Genomic DNA, 20,505 nt, shown 5'->3' on the forward strand with positions numbered 1-20,505 from the left:
TGAGCATTGCACTTTAACCCGTTCGGGCTGAGCCTGTCGAAGCCCTTCTCTTCTTTATAAGAAGTAGAGCCCTTCGACAAGCTCAGGGCGAACGGGGAGATGTTTAGCTTCAGCGCGATCCTTACCTAAGCCCCAGATATTTATGCGATTGAAGGCTTAGCCGCCATTTCGGCCGCGCCATGACGAGATCGATCGCCGCCTGCATGTTCGCCGCCGCGTCCGCGCTGTCGAGGGGTTGGATCAGCAGGTTGTCGAAAGCCCAGCCCTCCATCGCCTCCACATCGGCGATGCTATGGCCCCTGCCCGGCTGCGGCCAGACCAGCTTCAGTTCATTGCCGCTGCGTTGCACGACGTCGCTGCCTGCCTTGGGGCTGATGCAGACCCAATCGATGCCGGGATGCGCGGCGATCGTGCCGTTGCTTTCGATGGCGATGGTGAAGCCATGGGCGTGGAGCGCGTGGATCAAGGCGTCATCGACCTGCAACATGGGTTCCCCGCCCGTCATGACGATATAGCGGCCTTCTTCGCCTGTCCCCCAGAAGGCGAGCGCCGCGTCGGCGAGCGCCTGTGCATCGGCGAATTTGCCGCCGCCGTCACCATCGGTGCCGACGAAATCGGTGTCGCAAAACTGGCACACGGCCTTGCGCCGATCCTCTTCACGTCCGGTCCACAGGTTGCACCCGGCAAAGCGCATGAAGACGGCGCGGCGGCCGCTATGGACGCCTTCGCCCTGAAGCGTCAGGAACATCTCCTTGACGGCATAGCTCATCCGCCTGTCCTTTATGGCTTGGCTGCGTAGCGAGTTGGATCGGGCAGGCCCGCTTCCTCAAAACCCCTGGAGCGAAGGCGGCAGCTGTCGCAAAGCCCGCAATGCTGATCGCCCGGCGCGGGATCGTAGCAGGACCAGCTCATCCCGGCGTCCAGCCCCAGTCGGTTCGCCTCTCGCGCGATGTCGGCCTTGCTCATATGCTGGAGCGGGGCGTTGATCCGCACGGGATGCCCTTCGACCCCCGCCTTGGTCGCCAGCGCCGCCATGTTCTGGAAGGCGTCGATGAACTCGGGACGGCAGTCGGGATAGCCCGAATAGTCGAGTGCGTTGACGCCGATGAAGATGTCGTTCGCTCCCGACACTTCGGCAAGACCAAGCGTAAGCGACAGGAAAATGGTGTTGCGCGCGGGCACATAGGTGTTGGGAATGCCCGGCCCCACCCCGTCCTTCGGCACCGCGATGTCCGCCGTCAGCGCCGATCCGCCAAAGGCGGTAAGATCGAGCGGAAGGACGATATGTCGCCGGACCCCAAGAACAGTGGCGATGCGCGCGGCGGCGTTCAATTCGACGCGATGCCGCTGATTATAATCAATCGTCAGCGCGACCAGTTCATAGCCCGCCTCGCGCGCGAGGCCGCCCACGACCATCGAATCCAACCCGCCCGACAGCAGGACGACAGCGATTTTCACATCATTGGCAGTCATGGGCGCTCCGCTACCGCCACAGGCGCGCTGGCGCAAGCGGTGCGGTCAATGGCAGGCGCCGATGCGCCGTCCTTCCATGCTGAAGGAGAAGGGCGCGCCGCCCGCAATCCCCTGAGCGTGGATTTGCACCAGCCTGGACGTTTCGATGCGCAGATCGGTGCGCCCACCCCCTGCCCCGGCGCAATCGTAGCTGACCGTCAGCCGTTTGGCGCTTTCGTCGATCGTCAGCCTTTTGCAATTGTTGCGACCATGGCGAAGCTGGATCAACTGGCGAATATCGGCAAGGCAGATGCGGCGTATATCGCCCTTCCCGCCTTCCTCCGGCCGTTCGCGCAATTCCCATTCGCCCGGTTCCAGCCCCCTGAGCGGCGGTTCGGAAAGCGCCTGCGACCCGACCGGCGATACAGCGATCAGCACCGCAATGGCCGCGCTCAAGGCATGCAGACCTGACGTCATTCGATAGCCCCCGTATTTCATCGCGGACTCCGGAGCGGCTCGCCGCGTGCATGGCGGCACGGCCTTCATGCACCCAAATCCGGCGGGTTGATAGCGCCAGCCCCCGCTAACGCCCCAACCTGTTCCGAAGTCGCAATAAATTCGTGTCAGCCTTGCGCGAAACTGTCCAGCGAAACTGGAAACAGACGCGAGCAAAAGGCGCAATCTACCCCAATGACCCCCTTTTCATCAGCCATTTGGGCACGTTCTTCGGCGGGGAAACGGCCGATCACGCTGCGGATGTGGGCCAGATCGCAGCGGCAACCCTTGGTCAGGTCGACCGGATCGGTGACGCGCACCACCTCTTCCTCATGGAACAGACGCCAGACGATATCGGTCAGCGGCAGCGCTTCGTCGGTGAGTTCGTTGTCACTGAGCGTGACGGCCAGCGCCTGAACATGTTCCCATTCGGGATGATCATGCCGCGTGTGGAGACGTTCGCGGCCCACTTCACCTTCGGGCAGATGCTGGAGCAGCATGCCTGCGGCGAAGCAGCCCTGCCCCGCTTCATGGCGGACGGCGATCTGGACGACGCTGGGGATTTGTTCGGACTGGAAGAAATAATGTTCGGCAGCCTGCGCGAGAGAGTCGCCATCGAGCGGGACGATGCCCTGATAGCGTTCGCCGGTCACCGCCTGGTCAAAGGTGATGGCGAGAAAGCCCTTGCCGAACAGGCCGAACAGCGTCGGGTCAGGCCCCAGCTCCGCCAGCCGATCGGCGTCGAACTTGGCGTAACCGCGCACTTCGCCGCCCTTGTAATCGGCGACGAGCAGGCTGACGACGCCATGTTCGTTATGCGCCTGAAGCGTAAGCTGTCCCCCGCATCCTTCAGCGTCGAGCCGAGCAGCGCGGCGAGGACCAGCGCCGAGGCGAGCAGCCTTTCGACTGGCGGCGGATAAGCATGGGCGGCAAGCACCTGATCCAGCACCGGCCCAAGGCGAAGGATGCGCCCGCGCGCGTGACGCGACGGAATGGTGAAGCCCAGGGCCTGATCGATATCGGATGCGTTCAAGACAAGCTCCGTTAGTCCCGGTGCAGGGCGGGAATATAGCGGCGGCCGGGCGTTATCGCCCGGCCGGTTCGCTGCTAGATAGGAATATGTCCGGCAAACTCAACCAAGGCGGCCCGCCGCCCAGAGCAGCACGGACTTTTGCGCGTGGATGCGGTTTTCCGCTTCGTCCCAGATCAGCGACTGCGGGCCGTCGATCACTTCGGGGACGACTTCCTCGCCGCGATGGGCGGGCAGGCAGTGCAGGAATTTCGCGCTGGGCTTTGCCTTTGCCATCAGGTCTTGCGTCACCTGATAGGGCATCATGGCCTTCAACTTTTCGTCCGCATGCGCCTGTCCCATGGAAATCCAGGTGTCGGTGACGACGGCGTCGGCCCCCGCGACCGCCTGGACAGGATCACGCGTGAGCGTGATGCCAGCACCCAGCGCCTGCGCTTCCTTGATGAAGGCGTGGTCGGGCTCATAGCCTTCGGGAACAGCGATGCGGACGTCGAACTTGAAGAGGCCCGCCGCTTCGATAATCGAGTGGAGGACATTATTGCCATCGCCCAGCCATGCCCACTGGCTGCCGGGCAAGGCTACGCCATGTTCGACCAGCGTCAGCAGGTCGGCGGTGATCTGGCACGGGTGCGACAGATCGGTGAGGCCGTTGATCACCGGGACGGTGGCATAGCGGGCCATTTCCTCGATCTTGGCATGGTCATCGGTGCGGATCATGATCATGTCGCACATGCGGCTGAGCACGCGCGCCGTGTCCGCCACGGTTTCGCCCCGACCAAGCTGGCTGGTGGCGCCGTCGAGGATCAGCGAGGTGCCGCCGAGCTGGCGGATCGCCATGTCGAAGCTGACGCGGGTGCGAGTGCTGTTCTTTTCGAAGATCATCGCCAGCGTGTGGCCAGCGAGCGGCGCGTCGGCATCGGCCTGGCCCTTAGGCAGGGCCTTGCGGGCAGTTTTCCGGTCGATGGCGTCGGAAAGCATGGCGGCGAGCGCGTCGGCGCCAGCGTCGGAGAGATTCAGGAAATGTCTGGTCATAGGGAGTAAACCTCCAACCCGTTCGGGCTGAGCCTGTCGAAGCCTTCTCTTTTTAAGAAAGGAAAGCCCTTCGACAGGCTCAGGGCGAACGGTGGTTAGTGTCTAAGCCGCTGAAGCCTCCGCGAAGCTGCGGGCACCAGCGGACAGTTTTTCGATGCATTCGGCGACATGCTTCTCGTCAATGATGAGCGGCGGCAGAATGCGGACGACATTTTGTCCGGCCGACACCACCAACAACCCATGATTGTCGCGCAGATGCGCCACGAAGTTTCGCGCGTCGCTGCTGTCCTTCAATTTGACGCCGAGCATCAGGCCAAGGCCGCGCACATCCTCGAACATGTCGTGATTGGGGATAAGCTGCTCCAGCGCGGAACGCAGGCGCGCGCCGATACTGTTCACATGGTCGAGGAAGCCTTCGCCCAGCACTTCGTCCAGCACAGTCAGGCCCACCGCCATGGCGAGCGGGTTGCCGCCATAGGTGGAGCCGTGGGTGCCGAACACCATGCCCTTGGCCGCTTCTTCCGTCGCCAGGCAGGCACCGAGCGGGAAGCCCGCGCCTATGCCCTTGGCGACGGCCATGATGTCGGGGTTCACGCCATATTGCTCATGGGCGAAGAAGGTGCCGGTGCGGGCATAGCCGCACTGCACTTCGTCGAGGATGAGGAGCATACCCTTGTCATCGCACAGCTTGCGCAGGCCGGTGAGGAACTCTTGGGTCGCGGGCGTGACGCCGCCCTCACCCTGCACGGTTTCGACGAGGAAACCGGCCGTGTTGTCATCGACCGCAGCGGCGGCAGCTTCCAGGTCGTTGAATGGCACGACGGTGAAGCCGGGCAGCAGCGGTTCGAAGCCGTCGCGCATCTTGGGCTGGCTGGTGGCCGAGATGGTCCCCAAAGTCCGGCCGTGGAAGGCGTTGTCGAAGCTGATGATATTGTGACGGTGCGCCTCGCCATTGGCATAATGGTAGCGGCGCGCGGTCTTGATCGCGCACTCGACCGCTTCTGCGCCCGAATTGGTGAAGAAGACTGTGTCGGCGAAGGTCGAATCGACCAGCCGCTGCGCGAACTTTTCCCCCAGCGGCATGCCGTAGAGGTTCGACGTGTGCATCAGCGTCGCGGCCTGATCCGCGATCGCCTTCACCAGTTTCGGGTGGCCATGGCCGAGCAAATTGACCGCGATGCCGCTGGCGAAGTCGAGATAACGCTCGCCACGTTCGCCGATCAGATAGCAGCCCTCGCCTCGCACCGGGCGGACATCGCACCGGGGGTAAACGGGCATGAGCGGCGTAATCGACATGGTGGCCCTCCCTTCGCTGGGGCTGATGAAAAAGTCTCAAAACGCAAAAAGGCGGCCCCCGCCGGGCCGCCCTTTGCGAGCGCTGCCTATACTAGGGGCGCTGGAGTGGCGCAAGCCATTCTACCAGCGTCGTCCCAGCGGACGCTGGGATCTCGTTAGGCTGGGTTGTGCCCTCTCGCCTGAGATCCCAGCTTTCGCTGGGATGACGGCTGTTGGAGGATCGTCAGGCGATCTGGTTCCAGGCGTCGGCGATTTCGGCGATGATGTCGCGGGCCTGCTCGGCATGTTCGGGCGAGCGTTCCTTGGCGCTGAGCAGCAGCAAGCGGCGCGCTTCGCGGTAGATTTGGGCGAGACCCATGGCGATGTCGCCGCCCTTGTCGAAGTCGAGGCTGGATTCGAGCGCGATCAGGATCGACATGGCGCGGGCCTGCTTGTCGGAAACTTTCAACCGGTCGTTGTTGCGTTCGGCCAGCGCGGTGGCTTCGAGAGCGATCAACAGTTCGTCGAACAGCACCTTTACCAGCGCATGGGGCGTGGCGCCTTCGATCCGGCTGCCCGAATGCACGGCCGCATAGCCGCGTGCCGCGCGATTGCCTGCATAGCCCTGTTGAGAATAGAACATCTTACCTGACCCCTGTTATCAATTATCGCTCTTGGTCCACATGGCGACCTGCTGTTCCAGATAGTTCTGGGTCGCCTTGAAGGCCGCCAGACGCTTGTCCATCGCCGAATAGACCTTGGAAAGCTGCGCCTGATAGTCGGTCATCTGGTCGTTCAGCTTTTCCAGCTGCTCGGTCAGCGCCTCACCCAGCTTTTCATATTTGCTTTTTGCCGCAGCCAGCGGACCATCCGTCTGCTGAATCTTGTCGCGCACGCTGTCCATCAGACCGGCGAGGCCGGGCTTCGTGTCCGACTTGACCGCCGGGTTCAGCATCTGGGTGATCCCGGCGGGGTCGGCGAGAAGCGCCTTGTCGAGCGCGGCGGTGTCCAGCTTCAGCGTGCCGTCGCGATTGGTGCTGACACCGATGGACGACAGCGTCGTATAGGTCCCCGTGGGCGCCAGAACGGCCGACGTCATCTGCGACAGCTGCCGCTTCATGTCGCGGATCGATGCCTCGCCGTTCAAAGCGCCCGCGCTGGACGAATTGCCACCGGCCGCGGTGGCGGTGTTCAGCGCCTTCATCAGCGTATTATAGGCATCGACGAACTCGACCATCAGGTCGCGCATCGACGTGGTCGGCTCGGTCGATGCCAGCGTCACATTCGTGCCCGGCGCGGCCTTGTTCAGGTCAATGCGCAGGTTGGCGATGGCGGTGTCGATCGTATTGCTGCTGTAATGCTGCTCAACGCCGTCCAGAAGGATGATCGAATCCTTGGCCTGCACCTGACGCGTCATCCCGCCGGTCGCGCCGTCCCACGTAAAGGCATCGAGCGCCGCGTTTGCAGGCGAAGATGTGTTGGTGAAGGTAAAGCTGTTCGCGTCGCCCGTCGCGCCCTTCATCACCAGGCGCGTGCCCTGATTGTCGGAGATGACACTGGCGCTGACGCTTGTCCCGGCTGCGTTGATCGCCGCTGCAAGGTCGGCATAGGTGGCACCGGCACCAAGCGTGATGGGGACGGCGGCGCCGCTACCCACTGTCAGCGAGAAGCTGCCCGCGCCAAGCACGGTGGCGGCGGTTGCGCCTGAAACGGGTGCAGAGGCAATGGTCTGCGCAGAGGCAAGCTGCTGCACCTGAAGCTGCGCTGGCAGCTTTGGCACACCGCCCGGCAGCAGGCTGACAGCCGCAATGCTGGGATCATTGGAGGCGGGCGAACCCGCGAAACCCGTTCCGGCGAGCAGGCTGTTCAGGGCGTTGGCAAAAGTATCGAGCGAGCTGGAGGCCGATGCGAGCGCCGAAATCCGTGCATTATTGGTGCTCTGACGATCGGTAATCTGCTTCTGCTTCGGGTCGCGGGCAGCGCTCACCAGGCTGGTGACCAGCGCTCCGGTGTCGATGCCGGACCCAATGCCGAGCGCTGTTGAAATGCTGCTGCTTACCGAGGTCATCGTCCGTCCTTTCGAGGATGAGAACGGCTCTAGGATGAAGACCTTTAGGAATGATTTTCATGGGGTAGAGGAAGATCGCGCGCGGCGATCTTTCCTCAACCGTCGATTGAAAGCAGCTGATCCACCGTGCCACGGCGCAGATGCGCCTGCGCGGCATGGGCATAGCTTGCCTGCTCCGCGATGCGTTTGCCCAAGGTGACGGCGCTTTCGACCACTTCCTTCGATGCGGGTGGCAACGGCACCAGGATCATCGGCGCGGGCAGCAGCGACTGAATTTCGGCCTCCGCCCCTTCAACCGTGGGTCCGGCCGAGGCCGATCGCAGTTGTGCCAGTATGTCAGCCACGCGAGCATGCACCTTGGCATATTCCGCCGCGCTGGCGAGGTCATCTTCGGACAGAGTGGAGTTCGTGTCGCCGTTCTGGGGCTTGTCCGCATGCGGATCGACGCCCTGCTGCGCTGCAATCGGCTGGACTGCGGGCACGGCCGAAGGCGTTCGGGATGATACCCGATCAACCTGCGACAAGTCGCTCCGCGAAACATATTCGTTCATGACGCACCATCCTAATGCGTCCCCATGAATATATTACGGCCAGCAATGCCTAAGATTTAGTTCACCTTGAGAATTTTTTCAGGGCACCTCCCATTTAAATCACCCCGCCCCGTTCGGGCTGAGCTTGTCGAAGCCCTTTCCTTTCTTTGAAAAAAGAAAAGCCCTTCGACAGGCTCAGGGCGAACGGAAGCAGGGCGGCGGTGCCGATTTAAAGCGTGTTGCCCTACAAATTTCGGCCATCGGCGTCGAAGCGCAGATCGTCGGGCACGCTGATGAAGGGCCGATCGATCTCGCTCGCCATCCGGTTTTCCACGCGGAAGACGAAGGCTAGCACGGTCGCGACCGCCATGTAGAGCCCTTCATTGACGATCTGCCCCGCGCGCGAGGTGAAGTAGATGGCGCGGGCGAGGTCGGGATATTGCAGCACCGTGACGCCATTCTGATCGGCAAGCTCACGAATGGCGGCGGCGATCGCGTCGCAACCCTTGGCCACGACGATGGGCGCGGCGTCCTGTCCAGGCTTGTAGCGCAGGGCGACCGCGAAATGCGTGGGGTTGGTGATGATCACGCTGGCCTCAGCCACGGCCTTGCGCGTCGATCCGCTCAACACTTCGAACTGGCGGCGGCGGATATGGCCCTTGAGTTCGGGCGACCCTTCGCTTTCCTTATGCTCGTCCTTGATGTCCTGCTTGCTCATGCCAAGCCGCTTGGACCGCTGCATGATCTGCGCGGGGACGTCGATGCCCGCGATAAGGAACAGGCCGCCCGCCATGACGAGGCAGGTCATGATGAACATGTTGCCAAGGTCCGACATGGCAGGAGCGAGGCCCGATGAGCCAAGGCCGATAATCGCGGTCAGACGATCCCAGATCAGCCAGACGCCGATCGCTCCGAGCAGCGTTACCTTAGCGATCGACTTCATCAGTTCGATGAGGCCCTGCATGCCGAACATGCGCTTGAGGCCCGCCGCCGGATTGAGCTTCGACGCCTTGGGCGCGAAGGCGCCGGGGCGGAAGCCGAGCGAGCCGAGGATGGCTGGCCCGGCGATTGCCGCCAGTGTCGTCGCGAGCAATATGCCGCCGACCGGCAGCGCTATGCCGGTGAGCAGGCTCATGCCGCGCGCGGCCGGAGCGAAATCGGTAATGTCTTCCCGGCGGAAGCGCAGCGCTTCGATCAGCATCTGCGACAGGGATTCAACGACGGACGGCCCCGTTACCGCGATCCAGCCGATCCCGGCCATCACCACCAGCGCGGTCGCCAGTTCCTTGGACTGGAGGATGTCGCCCTTCTTGGCGGCGTCCTGCAATTTCTTCTGGGTTGGCTTCTCGGTCTTTTCGCCGCCGCCATTATCCCCCGCCATGTCAGCGGCCTTCCGCTATGGACTGGGCCTGGTCGAGCCCCGCCTTGAGCGCGGCGGTGAGCCCTTCCCCCATCACCGGCGCGGCGACGGCCAGCAGGATGAGTCCCGCCATGACGGCGACTGGCATGCCAACGGCAAAGAGATTGAGCGATGGCGCGCTGCGGGCGAGGATGCCCATGATGATCTGCACCAGAATGAGCGCGAAGCCGACCGGCAGCGCGACAGTAACGCCCGCGCCAAGCAGCGATCCGCCGAACTGGACCAGATGCCAGACCGCGTCATTACTGAGCATTGCGTCGCCCGGCGGCAGCGCCTTGTAGCTTTGCACCACAAAGCTGGCCAGCATCAGGTGACCGTCCATGCCGAGCAGCAGGAAGGTGGCGAGGATCGAGAGGAACGTACCGATCGCCTGCGTATGCTGGCCCGAGGAGGGATCGACCATGGCCGCGAAGTTGAGGCCCATGGCATTGCCGATCGTCTCCCCCGCGACGAAGGCTGCGGCATAGCCGATCTGCACCGCAAAACCCATGGCGAGCCCGGCCAGCACTTCCCCCATGACCAGCATCACGCCTGCGAAGCTGGCTACGCCGTCCTGCGGCAGCTGAATCGTGACGCTGTTGAGCGCGGCCATGCCAAGCGCCAGCGAGAGGATGAAGCGCAGCGGCAGCGGCACGGCAGGCGCGCCGAACACGGGCGCCGCGATGAAGGCCGCGCCCGGACGGATCATGGCGATAAGCCAGATCCACAGCTGCGTCTCCACATTCGCGAAGCCCGGTGCGATCATTGCAGCAGGTCCGGGATGCGTTCGAATATCTCGCGGGTGAAATCGGCGATCAGGACGAGGATCGACCCGCCGAACAGCACCAGCATCGCGCCGACGACGATGATCTTGGGGATGAAACTGAGCGTCTGTTCGTTGATCGAGGTCGCGGCCTGCACCATGCCGATGAGGACGCCCGCGATGAGTGCGGGGATCAGGATCGGCGCGGCGGCGAGCGCGGTGATCCAGAGCGCCTGTTGGGCAAGGCCCATGAAGAAGTCGGCATTGTCCATACCCCCTACTCCCCACCCCGATGAAGGAGGGAGCCGGTCATGTCGCAAACGATCCCGCCAGCGACCCCATGGTCAGCGCCCATCCATCCACCAGCACGAACAGCAGCAGCTTGAACGGCATGGAGATGATGGTCGGAGACAACATCATCATGCCCAGCGCCATCAGCGTGGAGGCGACCACAAGGTCGATGATAAGAAACGGCAGGAAGATCATGAAGCCGATCTGGAAGGCGGTCTTGAGTTCGCTCGTCACGAAGGCAGGCAACAGGATCGAGAAAGGAATGTCGGCAGGCGAGCGGAAAGCGGGCGCCTCGGCGAGGTTGGCGAAGAGTTTGAGGTCGGTCTCACGCGTCTGTTTGGTCATGAAGCCGTGCAGCACCTTGCCCGAGCGACCTACCGCTTCCTCGATGCTGATCTGGCCCTTGCCATAGGGGTCGAACGCCTGGGCGTTGATCTGATCGATCGCCGGGCGCATCACGAAGAGGGAGAGGAAGAGCGAGAGGCCCACCAGCACCTGATTGGGCGGCGTCTGCTGCAATCCCAGCGCCTGCCGCAGCAGCGACAGGACGATGATGATGCGGGTGAAGCTGGTCATCATGAGCACGAGCGACGGCAGCACCGACAGCAGGCTCATCAGGACGAGGATTTGCAGCGACAGCGACAGCGAACGGCCGTCGCCAGAGATCGCGCCCATCGCGCGGGTCAGCGCGCCGCCATTATCGACGGGCGTTGCGGGGGCGGCGGCTTGGGCCAGCGCGGGGGTCGTTAAGAACAACCAAGACAGCAGCCCTGCGACCAGAAGGGCGATCACCAGACGCCCTGACACCCGTTCAGGCTGAGCTTGTCGAAGCCCTTCACTTCTTGAAGAGAAGGGATGCCCTTCGACAGGCTCAGGGCGAACGGAGGGGAGAAGCTCAGCGCCCCGCACGATAGGGATCGCCTTCCGCGATCTTCTCGATCCGGCCGCGCGTGACGGACAGCAGGATCTTCTTGCCCTCGAACTCGACTACGGCGAGCTTGCCGAAGGTGCCGAGCGGCAACGCCTCCAGCATCTTCAGGGACCGGCCATCCTGCCCCACCATCAGGCCGGGCTGATATTTGCGCCAGAGCCACAGCGCGCCAAAGGCCATGCCGCCGACCAGCGGCAGGAGGATCAGCAGTTTGACGAAGTACCAGAACATGGGGCGCGATCCGCTTTCATGGTTAATCGCCTTTCCGAATCAGAAAGATCGGCGCGCAGCAAGAGAAAAAGGCATTGAGCGCGATCAGCCGCGCCGTTCGACCCCGGCGAGGCGGCTTTCGGCGGCGGCGATATCGACGATGCGGATGCCATAGCGGCCATTCACCGTGACGACCTCGCCCTTCGCGATCAGAGCGCCGTTCACCATGATGTCGAGCAGATCATCGGCCTGACGGTCGAGTTCCACGATGCTGCCTTCGGCCAGGTCCGATGACCTCCGCCAGACGCAGCGAAGTGGAGCCGACCTCCACCGACATGCGGACCGGAATGTCGGCCAGCAGGCGGAACTGGCGGTTGCTCGCCATCCGGCTCAGCCCTTCTTCGGCAAAGCCGTCAATCCGCGGCGCTTCGCTCATGTCACTCATTGTTCTGGTCCCTGTGCTATCTTTTCGATCTGGAATGCGGCGCGGCCGTCCTGCTCGCCGATTGATCCGTGAGCGACGATGCGGTCGCCCACGATCAGTGGCAGGCTGCGGCTGATGTTTACTGGAATGATGTCGCCGGTCTTCAACTGCATGAGGTCGGCGAGCGAGAGATTGGGGCGTGCCAGCACGGTGCGGGCGGGCAGGCGGATGTCGCGCATGCGGTTGGCGATGCGCGCCTGCCACACAGGATCGATGCGTTCTTCATCGACCGTGGCCTTGGCGCCCATGAGCGGCTCCACCGCGCGCAGCGACGACAGCGGGAAGAGCAGGTCGATCGGCCATTCCTGATCCCGCGCGATGCTGAGCATGAAGCGTTGCAGCACCATCTGTTCGCCCGGCTGCGCCGCCGACGCGAAGCCGATGCCCGCTTCACGGACGATGAGGCCAATTTCCAACGGCAGAATATCGGTCCAGCTTTCGACGAGACGCCCGATCACCCCTTCGGAAATGCGGCTGATCAGCCGGTCTTCGGTCGGCGTGAACTCGCCGCGTGCGGGCAGCGGGCGATTGCCGGGGCCGCCATAGAAGCAATCCACCAGGGTCGAGATCATGGCCGCGTCCATGCGCAGCAGCATCTGTCCTTTGAGCGGCGTGATGCGATAAACGCCGATGCTGGAAAAGGCGGGCACTTCCGTCGACCATTCGCCGAAATCGAGCACCCGCGCGTCAAGCATCGCGATGTGCGGGCGCACGCCGGAGATAGGCTCAATCAAGGCACGCAAACGCCGGCCGAGCTTTTCGCCCAGCCGGTCTAGTCCGGACAGCAGCTGTGGTGTCTGCGATTCCCCGCGCCCGAGGGCGTAGGTCTGAACGTCGGTCATGATAGTCCCCTGCCCTAGTGGACGGGGGACTTCCCGACCTTTCAGGCACCCCTATTGAATAACGAAATTGGTAAAATAAACGTTATCTATGCCGCCATAACCCGTCTTTTGCTTCAAAATATCGTTTATGACGCCCTTTATGCGCCCCTGGAGCTGGCGTTTGCCTTCGGGCGTCGCCAGCATCGTTTCGGGCTGCTGCGCGAGCATCATCAAAACCTGACTGCGAATCGCCATCTCATGGGTCTTGATCGCCTCGATCACGCGCAGGTCGTAATAGGTCGATACCGCGACGGAGATCTGGGCGAAGGCGTCCGTGTCCGACATGTTGGAGGTGAAAGGCGCCTGCAACTGGAAATAGGTGGCCTGATAGGCGGCCGGATTGGCAGGCGTGGGCAGGTCGATGCCCTTGCCCGGATGCGCGGGCGCATGCGTGCCGCCGCCGCCGCCGCCTTCACCATGCCCCTCGCCGCCAGCCATGCCATGGGCCTTGGCGATTTCCTCGGCGCTCTCGCCCGCCAGGACCAGGACAGGCTTGTTCGGGTCTTCCTTCGGCCCTTCTTCCTTGGCGCTGAAGAAACCGGCGGCGTAGAGCCCGCCAGCCGTCCCCGCACCACCCAGAACGAGCGCGGCGGCGACGAGGAGGATCATCTTCTTGCCCCCGCCCTTTTTCTTCTTCGCCTTCGCCTCTTCGCTCATCTGCCGGTCCCCCGAATATCCTTAAATCCTATGCGTACCGCGCGCGCGCCCTGTCATGGGCGGCAGGCTGCGCATCCGCATGGTTAAGAACGGCAGGATCGCCGGAGCCTTTAGGGCCAAAGCCGTTATTTTCGCGCCCCTGCCAGCGATTTTGCTGACCCTGGGGCTGGCCCATATTCTGGCCGCTATTCTGCGCCCAGGCGGACGTTTGAGAGCCCTGCTGCGACTGTTGCTGCTGCTGAGACGGCGACTGATTGGCCGTTTCGGCACGATGCGCTTCGGCGATAGCGGGCGCGCGTTCGACCTTCACCTCGGCGATGCGCACGGCGGCCAGCCCTGCGTCGAGCTTCAGCCGGTCGCTATCCTGACGCAAGGCCATTTCCGCCGCCTCGCTGGCGACGGTCAGGCTGACGGCGGCGCCATCCATGTTATGGCGGATGTCCACCTGCACAGCGCCAAGATGGTGCGTATCGATCTGGAAACGGCCCTGCGCGCCATTGGCGGACAGCCCGGCGATGTCGCGGGCCAGCCCGTCGATCCACTGCCCCGATACGCCCATGTCGACCACCTGAGCGCCAAGGCTGGCGGACAGATCAGGCGATGGCGAGGCGATGGGCAAGGACGGCGTGGCGCCCTGCGGCGCGGAGGCGGCAGGAACGGCCGGAACCGTGTCAGAGGGCGGCGGAAGGATGGAGGGGTCGAACGTCGTGTCAACAGGACGAGCGGACGCATCGGCTTTCGCATGAGCGGCGGCCGAGACCTGTTCGCCAACCCGCACCGGCGCGCCCGTCTGGCGCGCGGCCACCTGTTCACGCACGATTTGCAGCAGGGCGATCGCTTCTGCCTTCATTGGCTTGCCATTGAGTACCGGCGCTGCTGCCATGGTGAGTTCAGGCGCTGGGCTTTCGTTTCCGGCAGTCGCAACGGGTACATCGGGAACCGCTGACGGAACCTTGCCCTCACTGCGCGCAGCGCGCTGGTCAGGAGCAATCCCTTCAGGTTCGCGCGGCAGCGGCGAGCGGCCTTTCGGCGTCGGTGGCGTCGCCCCCGCCATCGCGGTCATGCTTGACATAGCGGCGGTGGCTTGCGGGTTGTCTGCTGACACCTGTTCTGGCGCCGCTGGCACGGAAGCAACCGGCGGAACATCCGCAGCAGCCGCGACGGGTTGCGGCACTGGCGCCACAGTCACGGCATCCTGCTGCGGCAGTTCAGTCTTCGCCTTTTCCTTGCGCGAAGATTTTGTGGGGGCCGGAGGAGCATCCTGTACCACCGGACTGATCACTTCCGGCGCAGCGTCGTCCTTACGGATGTCCGGGCGCGGCTTGGGCAAGTGAAGGGGTTCGGCCACTTGTTTCGGTTGTTCCGGTTGTTCTGGCAATGCGGTTTCAGGCTGAATAGGCGCTTCGTTCGGCAAGCCTGCCTCAGCCTGCGCGGGGAGTCCGGCAGGCTCAACCTTCGCCTGCTCATCCACTGGCGCATCAGCAACCTGCTTGATGAGACCCAGCGCTCGGCCGGGCGGCAATGATGACGGCAAATCCTTGCCAGCGGCAACCGCTATGGCAAGCCCGTGCGGTACATGACCATGCGCAGGTGTGGCCTCTGGCTGACCGATGTTCATAGGAAGAGCCGGGGTGGTGGTGGCAGCATCTTGCCCCTCGACGCCGGGAATCTCTGGCACGGCGGCAGCGGCACCCTGCCCGTCAATCTCCGGCAGGGCTGGAGACGCAACAGCCTCTTGCGCCATGGTGCCATTGAGCAGCGCGGCGAAGTCCGCCGTTTCGCCCGGCACGGCAGGCTGCGACGCAGCCACGCCCGGCGAAGCCGAGGAAAAGAGCAGTGCCTTCAGGCTGGAAAGCATGTTCATGTCAGACATCTCCCGTCCGCTGCATCCGGCGGTAGCGCGGCAAGGCCGCCAGCTTGTTCTCCCGCCATTCCTCCAGGTTCGCGTGGGCGCGATCCTTGAGCTTTTCGGCGATTTCGCGATCGCGATTGGTCACTTGGCTGAGACCTTCCTTCACTTCTACCTTACGGCGCGCATCGTAGAGCGCACCGTCCAGCTGCCGCCCCGCCTGTTCAAGACGGCCCGCCAGTTCCTGCATCGCTGCAAAATTCGCGCCAATTGCCATGCCGGGGTCTGAAAAAAGATCGCTCCGCACCTTGCGCAGCCTGTCGGCGTTGCGTTCGATGCCGTCCGCCTCGTCCTGAGCGCGGGCGGTTTCAGCAACGGCCATGGCATGTTGCACATGGCGGACGCGCAGCACGCGCTGGCGGGTCTTGAGCGCACCCTTCACGCGCCAAACTCAGCGATTAGCGCACCGGCGCTGGTGTCGAGGTCTATGCGGCTCTTCTGATCCTGCCGGATGAAGTCGAGGATTTCCTGGCGGCGCTGCACCGCTTCATCGATCACCGGGTCATTGCCCGGGCGATAGGCGCCCATCAGGATGAGGTCGCGATTTTCCTCATAGGCTGCCCAGAGGCGACGATAGGAAGCGGCGGCCATGCGATGCTCGTCCGGCACCACATCGGCCATGACGCGCGAGAGGGATTTGCCGATGTCGATGGCGGGAAAGATCGCCTGTTCCGACAGATGGCGCGAGAGAACGAAATGACCGTCCACGATGGCGCGGGCAGCGTCCACGATCGGATCATCCGTATCGTCGCCGTCTGCCAGCACGGTGTAGAGCGCGGTGATCGAACCGCCGGTGCGGGTATCGACGCCAGCGCGTTCCACCAACCGGGGGATCAGCGCGAGGGCCGAGGGCGGATAGCCCTTCATCGCGGGCGGTTCGCCCAGCGCCAGGCCAATCTCGCGCTGGGCATGGGCGCAGCGGGTCAGGCTGTCGATCAGCAGCAGGACTTTCTTGCCGCGTGCGCGGAAATATTCGGCGATGGCGGTGGCACGGGCGGCGGCGCGCAGGCGCAGCACCGGGGGATGATCGGCGGGCACCGCGACGACGATCGACTTGTGCATCGAATTTTTAAGCTTGGTTTCAAGGAAGTCGCTGACTTCGCGGCCACGTTCGCCAATCAGGCCCACGACGACGATGTCGGCTTCGGCCCCGGCGATCATTTGGCCCATCAGGACCGATTTGCCGACCCCAGAGCCCGCAATGATGGCGATGCGCTGACCGCGCCCGGCGGTCAGCAGCGCGTTGACCGCGCGCACGCCCAGATCGAATGGTTCGGTGACCCGGCCACGGTCAAGGACGTTGCCCTTGACGCCGTTGAGCGGCCAGCTGCCGCCCGCGATGATCGGCCCCTTGCGGTCGAGCGGTTGGCCCATGGCGTCGATGACGCGGCCGATCAGCCCCTCGCCCACCTGCACCATATTCGCCTGGCTGTCCGGTTCAACGCGAGCACCATTTTCCAGCGGTACATCATTGTCGAGCGGAACCAGCAGGGTCTTGTCGCCACGAAAGCCAATGACTTCGGCGCGGCAGACTGTGCCGTCCGATGCGATCACCCGCGCGCCCGCGCCGATCGGCTTGCGGAAGCCTGTGACCTCCAGCATGCCTGCGTCGTGGCTGACCAGTCGGCCAACATGGCGGGGGGCGCGGTTTTGAACCTGAAGATGGTCGAACAGGCTTTCGGCCTGGGCAAGCGAGGCCTTGATCATGCCCAAATCCCCTTCATGAACGGCCTTCCATATCGTCCATCAGCGCGCGCAGGCGCGACAGGCGCACGTCGGGGCCATCTTCGACCCAGCCGTCGGCGGTCTCGAGGCGGACGCAACCGCGATGCATAGCGGGGTCGCCGATCAGCTTGAGGCCGATCGTTTCCCCTTCCAGCATCGCCACATCCTCAGGATGCAGGTGCAGCGCGCTCTTGTCCTCATTATCTTCGATGAAGGCGGCGACCGTGTCACAGCGCTGGACCAGCCGTTCGATGTCGATCTCCACCTCGCCCACGATCTGCTCGACCAAGCGAACGACGGCAGCGGACAACATGGTGGACAGCATGCCACTGGGCGCGGGCGTCAGCAGTTCCAGCGCTTCGGCAAGGCGAGCCCGCGCTTCGGCATCGGCGGCGGCGGCGTCCCCGACCACCCGGCATCCTTCATCGAAACCGAGGGTGAAGGCTTCCATCCGCGCCTGCTCTAGCAGGTCTTCGTCGGTCATCGCGGGCATGGCGCTGTGCATCGTCATGCCGGGCGAAGCCGCCCCGTCGGCATAAAGGCTGCGAAAGCTTCCGCTCTTCACCTGCCCCATGCCGCCCAGCGGAATGCTAGAGAAATCCTGACAGCTGCCTGCGTCCCAGACCTTAAACAAAGTCGTTCCCCTTGCCGCCCAGCATGATGGTGCCTGCGTCCGCCATGCGGCGCGCGGTGGCGATGATCAGCTTTTGCGCCTCCATCACCTCTGCAAGGCGAATGGGTCCGCGTTCCTCGATCTCGTCGGCGATGGCCTGAGCCGCGCGCGCCGACATGGCGCCGAAGATCTTGCCCTTCAGCATCTCGTTCGCGCCCTTCAGCGCCACGACCAGCACGGAGCTGTCGATGGTGCGCATCAGCGTACCCATATTCTTGTCATCCATGTCGATCAGGTTATCGAACACGAACATCTCTTCTTCGATGGTCTGGGCGATCATCTTGTCGCGCTTGGCGACGGCCTTCATTATCCGCTGTTCATTGTCCTTGCGGACATTGTTCATGATCGCAGCGGCTTCGATCGTACCGCCGCGCTGCGACGCCGCACCCTGTTTCTTGGACGTGGAGCCCCGCAGCAACAGCTGCTCCAGGTCGTCCAGCGCCTCGTTCGACACGGGGCCGAGCGTGGCAATGCGATAGACGATCTCTTCCTGATATTCTGCCGGAAGCAGTTGCAGGACGTCGGCGGCTACCGGCGCTTCCAGATGAGCGAGCACGATCGCCATGATCTGCGGATGCTCCGCTTCGATCAGGGAAGCTACTTCCTTGGCGTCCATCCACTTCAGCATTTCGAGCTGGGTGGAGCGGGTCGGCGGCGTGATGCGGGCCAATATGGTCTCGGCGCGTTCCTCGCCCAGCGCCTTGGTCATCGCCCCGCGAATGTGGCGGGTCGCGCCATAGCCGATGGTGGTGCGCTTCTTCGCCTTGGTCACGAAATGATCGAGCGCTTCGTTGACTTCCTCGACCGCGACATCGGCGACGTCATACATGGCATAACCAAGCTGGCGGACTTCGTCGGGTTCCAGGCGGGAGAGGATCTGCGCGGCTTCATCCTCGTCGAACAGCATCAGCAGGACGGCGGCGGCGGCGCTGCCCTTGATGGCGGCAGGAGCGGTTGCGGCCTCAGCCATTGTCCTTCTTCCCTTCCTTCAGGAGGTCGCGGACGACAAGGGCGGCACGATCCGGGTCCTGCTTCACGAAGTTGCGAATGAGGTCGGCGCGCTGCGCATAGTCATAGGTGGACGAGATCATGTCGAGCGTGATCGGCTTTCCTGCCTGCGGCGTCGCAGCGGCATGGCGGCCGATTTCGGTTGAGATTTCGCGGCCGATCTTCTGGCCCTGTGCGGCCATGTCGGCAGCGGTGGCTTCCTGAGCAGCGGCGCGGCGCTTCAGCAGCGGGCGACCGATGCCGAAGATGACCAACAGCGCGACGGCGAGAGCAGACAGGTTACGCACCAGCGGTGAGACCCAGTCGGCTTCATACCAGGGCGCTTTCACTTCCTCGGCCTTCACGAAGCTGCGCGAGGACAGGGCGACCACGTCGCCGCGCGCCTGGTCGAAACCGACCGCGCCCTTCACCAACGCTTCCAGAGCGGCGATTTCCTGCGCCGAGCGGGGCTTGCCATCCGCGCTATTGTCGAGCGCGACGGCGACCGACAGGCGCTTGACTGTGCCGACCGCGTCCCTGGTCACCGACACTTCACGGCCAAGCTCGAAGCTGCGGTTGAAGGTTTCCTCGGTCTTCATCGGGGCGCTGGCCGGGGTGGCTGGCTGATTGGCCTGCGTACCCTGGCTGACGGCCTGACCATTGGGATTGGTCTGCGTGACGGTCGGGTTGACCGGCGCCTGATTGCTGAGTGCGCCCGGAACGCCGCTTGCCTCGCCGCCAGCGCCCTGACCGCGCGGGTCGGATGCCCAAGTGCCCTGCTCGGTGCGAAGGCGCGCCTCGTCCTGCGGGAAGCTTTCGCGGGTCGCCTGACGTTCGGCAAAGTTCAGTTCAGCCCGGACTTCCGTCGAGAATTTGCCTTCGCCCAGGATCGGGGTCAGCAGCGCGATCACCGACTGGCGATAGCGGTCCTCGATCTTCCCCTGGACAGCGAGTTGGCGATCGTCGGCGGCATTCCCGTCATTATTGCTGAGCAGGCGGCCATTCTGGTCCACCAGCGAAATCTGGTCGGGGCTGAGTTCCGGCACCGATGATGCGACGAGGTGAACGATCGCGCTTACCTGCGCGTCGGCCAATGTCCGGCCCGAAGCGAGGCGGAGCATGATCGATGCCGAAGGCTTGGCCCGATCCCGCAAGAAAACGCTGGGCGGTTCAACGGCGAGGTGGACCTTGGCGCTCTCAACACTGTCGATAGCCTCGATCGTACGGGCAAGGTCCATTTCGCGGGCGGAGCGGAGCTTTTCGCCCTCGACCGCGCGGCTGGCGCCCATCGGCAGGCTGTCGATCATGCTGTTGCCGTCAGGCGCGCTCTTGGGCAGGCCTTGTGCGGCGAGCATCATCTTCGCCTTGAAATAATCGTCTTCGGCCACGGTCATCGCGCCCGACTTGTCGAAGTCATAGGCGAGGCCGCTCTGGTCCAGAACCTGCGCAACCGCTGATTTGTCAGCATCGGGCAGGCCACGGAACAGGTCGCGCTGCGGCGGTTCGCGAAGCGCGAGCCATGCAGCACCAGCGGTAGCAACGACGCCCAGCAGGCCGAGCAGCGGCAGGCTTTTCGCTACCGCTGGCTGCTTGATGAGGCCGGTGAAGCGCGCTTTGAGCGCATCGGCGCCCTTCGCACCGCCGAAACCGGCGCCGCTGGTGGCGGGGAGAGCGGCTGCGCCGCCATCGAGGGTGAGTGCGTTCTCGCTCATG

General features: G+C 63.8%; 21 protein-coding genes and 2 pseudogenes. All 23 read right to left on the bottom strand.

Going from position 1 to position 20,505, the window contains the following annotated elements; genetic code table 11:
- Nucleotides 1-121: 121 nt before the first annotated feature.
- Entirely contained in the window at nt 122-769 is a 648-nt protein-coding gene (queE, locus tag ACWNC0_RS18760) for a 7-carboxy-7-deazaguanine synthase (protein WP_449473801.1), read from the bottom strand.
- Between the two features lie 11 nt (nt 770-780).
- Complete coding sequence (queC, locus tag ACWNC0_RS18765; protein WP_449473803.1) at nt 781-1,473, bottom strand: 7-cyano-7-deazaguanine synthase QueC; 693 nt, start codon at nt 1,471-1,473, stop codon at nt 781-783.
- Between the two features lie 45 nt (nt 1,474-1,518).
- Nucleotides 1,519-1,929, bottom strand: a complete 411-nt coding sequence (locus tag ACWNC0_RS18770; protein WP_449473805.1) for a DUF3617 domain-containing protein — start codon at nt 1,927-1,929, stop codon at nt 1,519-1,521.
- Between the two features lie 146 nt (nt 1,930-2,075).
- Nucleotides 2,076-2,980 (bottom strand): annotated as a pseudogene (gene hslO / locus ACWNC0_RS18775) (Hsp33 family molecular chaperone HslO).
- A 99-nt stretch (nt 2,981-3,079) separates the two neighbouring features.
- Nucleotides 3,080-4,009 (bottom strand): ornithine carbamoyltransferase, encoded by a 930-nt coding sequence (gene argF / locus ACWNC0_RS18780; protein WP_449473807.1) that lies wholly within the window; start codon nt 4,007-4,009, stop codon nt 3,080-3,082.
- Nucleotides 4,010-4,111: 102 nt separating this feature from the next.
- The gene (locus ACWNC0_RS18785) at nt 4,112-5,305 is read right to left on the bottom strand and encodes an acetylornithine transaminase (RefSeq protein ID WP_449473809.1); all 1,194 of its coding nucleotides are present in this window, start codon (nt 5,303-5,305) and stop codon (nt 4,112-4,114) included.
- A 223-nt stretch (nt 5,306-5,528) separates the two neighbouring features.
- A complete protein-coding gene (locus ACWNC0_RS18790) occupies nt 5,529-5,927 on the bottom strand; it encodes a flagellar export chaperone FliS (protein ID WP_449473811.1) in 399 nt (132 codons plus the stop codon).
- 18 nt (nt 5,928-5,945) lie between these two features.
- On the bottom strand, nt 5,946-7,352 hold the full coding sequence (gene fliD / locus ACWNC0_RS18795; protein WP_449473813.1) for a flagellar filament capping protein FliD: 1,407 nt from the start codon (nt 7,350-7,352) through the stop codon (nt 5,946-5,948).
- Nucleotides 7,353-7,447: 95 nt separating this feature from the next.
- Complete coding sequence (locus ACWNC0_RS18800; protein WP_449473815.1) at nt 7,448-7,903, bottom strand: hypothetical protein; 456 nt, start codon at nt 7,901-7,903, stop codon at nt 7,448-7,450.
- A gap of 223 nt (nt 7,904-8,126) precedes the next feature.
- On the bottom strand, nt 8,127-9,263 hold the full coding sequence (gene flhB / locus ACWNC0_RS18805; protein WP_449473817.1) for a flagellar type III secretion system protein FlhB: 1,137 nt from the start codon (nt 9,261-9,263) through the stop codon (nt 8,127-8,129).
- Nucleotide 9,264: 1 nt separating this feature from the next.
- Nucleotides 9,265-10,047 (bottom strand): flagellar biosynthetic protein FliR, encoded by a 783-nt coding sequence (fliR, locus tag ACWNC0_RS18810; RefSeq protein WP_449473819.1) that lies wholly within the window; start codon nt 10,045-10,047, stop codon nt 9,265-9,267.
- Nucleotides 10,044-10,316, bottom strand: a complete 273-nt coding sequence (fliQ, locus tag ACWNC0_RS18815; RefSeq protein ID WP_066527003.1) for a flagellar biosynthesis protein FliQ — start codon at nt 10,314-10,316, stop codon at nt 10,044-10,046. Before fliQ ends, fliR begins: the two co-directional genes overlap by 4 nt.
- Before the next feature lie 37 nt (nt 10,317-10,353).
- Nucleotides 10,354-11,127: a flagellar type III secretion system pore protein FliP gene (fliP, locus tag ACWNC0_RS18820; protein ID WP_449473821.1), complete on the bottom strand. Its 774-nt coding sequence runs from the start codon at nt 11,125-11,127 to the stop codon at nt 10,354-10,356.
- A 103-nt stretch (nt 11,128-11,230) separates the two neighbouring features.
- The gene (locus ACWNC0_RS18825; protein ID WP_449473823.1) at nt 11,231-11,497 is read right to left on the bottom strand and encodes a FliO/MopB family protein; all 267 of its coding nucleotides are present in this window, start codon (nt 11,495-11,497) and stop codon (nt 11,231-11,233) included.
- Between the two features lie 84 nt (nt 11,498-11,581).
- Nucleotides 11,582-11,921, bottom strand: a pseudogene (fliN, locus tag ACWNC0_RS18830) (flagellar motor switch protein FliN).
- A complete protein-coding gene (locus ACWNC0_RS18835; protein WP_449473825.1) occupies nt 11,918-12,802 on the bottom strand; it encodes a flagellar motor switch protein FliM in 885 nt (294 codons plus the stop codon). The pseudogene fliN and the gene ACWNC0_RS18835 overlap by 4 nt, the downstream one beginning before the upstream one ends.
- A 51-nt stretch (nt 12,803-12,853) precedes the next feature.
- A complete protein-coding gene (locus tag ACWNC0_RS18840; protein WP_449473827.1) occupies nt 12,854-13,498 on the bottom strand; it encodes a flagellar basal body-associated FliL family protein in 645 nt (214 codons plus the stop codon).
- Between the two features lie 28 nt (nt 13,499-13,526).
- On the bottom strand, nt 13,527-15,362 hold the full coding sequence (locus ACWNC0_RS18845) for a flagellar hook-length control protein FliK (protein ID WP_449473829.1): 1,836 nt from the start codon (nt 15,360-15,362) through the stop codon (nt 13,527-13,529).
- A gap of 1 nt (nt 15,363) precedes the next feature.
- The gene (locus ACWNC0_RS18850) at nt 15,364-15,729 is read right to left on the bottom strand and encodes a hypothetical protein (RefSeq protein WP_449474666.1); all 366 of its coding nucleotides are present in this window, start codon (nt 15,727-15,729) and stop codon (nt 15,364-15,366) included.
- 56 nt (nt 15,730-15,785) lie between these two features.
- The gene (locus tag ACWNC0_RS18855) at nt 15,786-17,114 is read right to left on the bottom strand and encodes a FliI/YscN family ATPase (RefSeq protein ID WP_449473831.1); all 1,329 of its coding nucleotides are present in this window, start codon (nt 17,112-17,114) and stop codon (nt 15,786-15,788) included.
- Between the two features lie 13 nt (nt 17,115-17,127).
- On the bottom strand, nt 17,128-17,766 hold the full coding sequence (locus ACWNC0_RS18860; protein WP_449473833.1) for a FliH/SctL family protein: 639 nt from the start codon (nt 17,764-17,766) through the stop codon (nt 17,128-17,130).
- Nucleotides 17,759-18,775, bottom strand: coding sequence for a flagellar motor switch protein FliG (fliG, locus tag ACWNC0_RS18865; RefSeq protein WP_449473834.1), 1,017 nt, complete (start codon nt 18,773-18,775; stop codon nt 17,759-17,761). The genes ACWNC0_RS18860 and fliG overlap by 8 nt, the downstream gene beginning before the upstream one ends.
- Entirely contained in the window at nt 18,768-20,504 is a 1,737-nt protein-coding gene (gene fliF / locus ACWNC0_RS18870) for a flagellar basal-body MS-ring/collar protein FliF (RefSeq protein ID WP_449473836.1), read from the bottom strand. The genes fliG and fliF overlap by 8 nt, the downstream gene beginning before the upstream one ends.
- Nucleotide 20,505: the final 1 nt, after the last annotated feature.

Source organism: Sphingobium chungangianum (assembly GCF_977014255.1).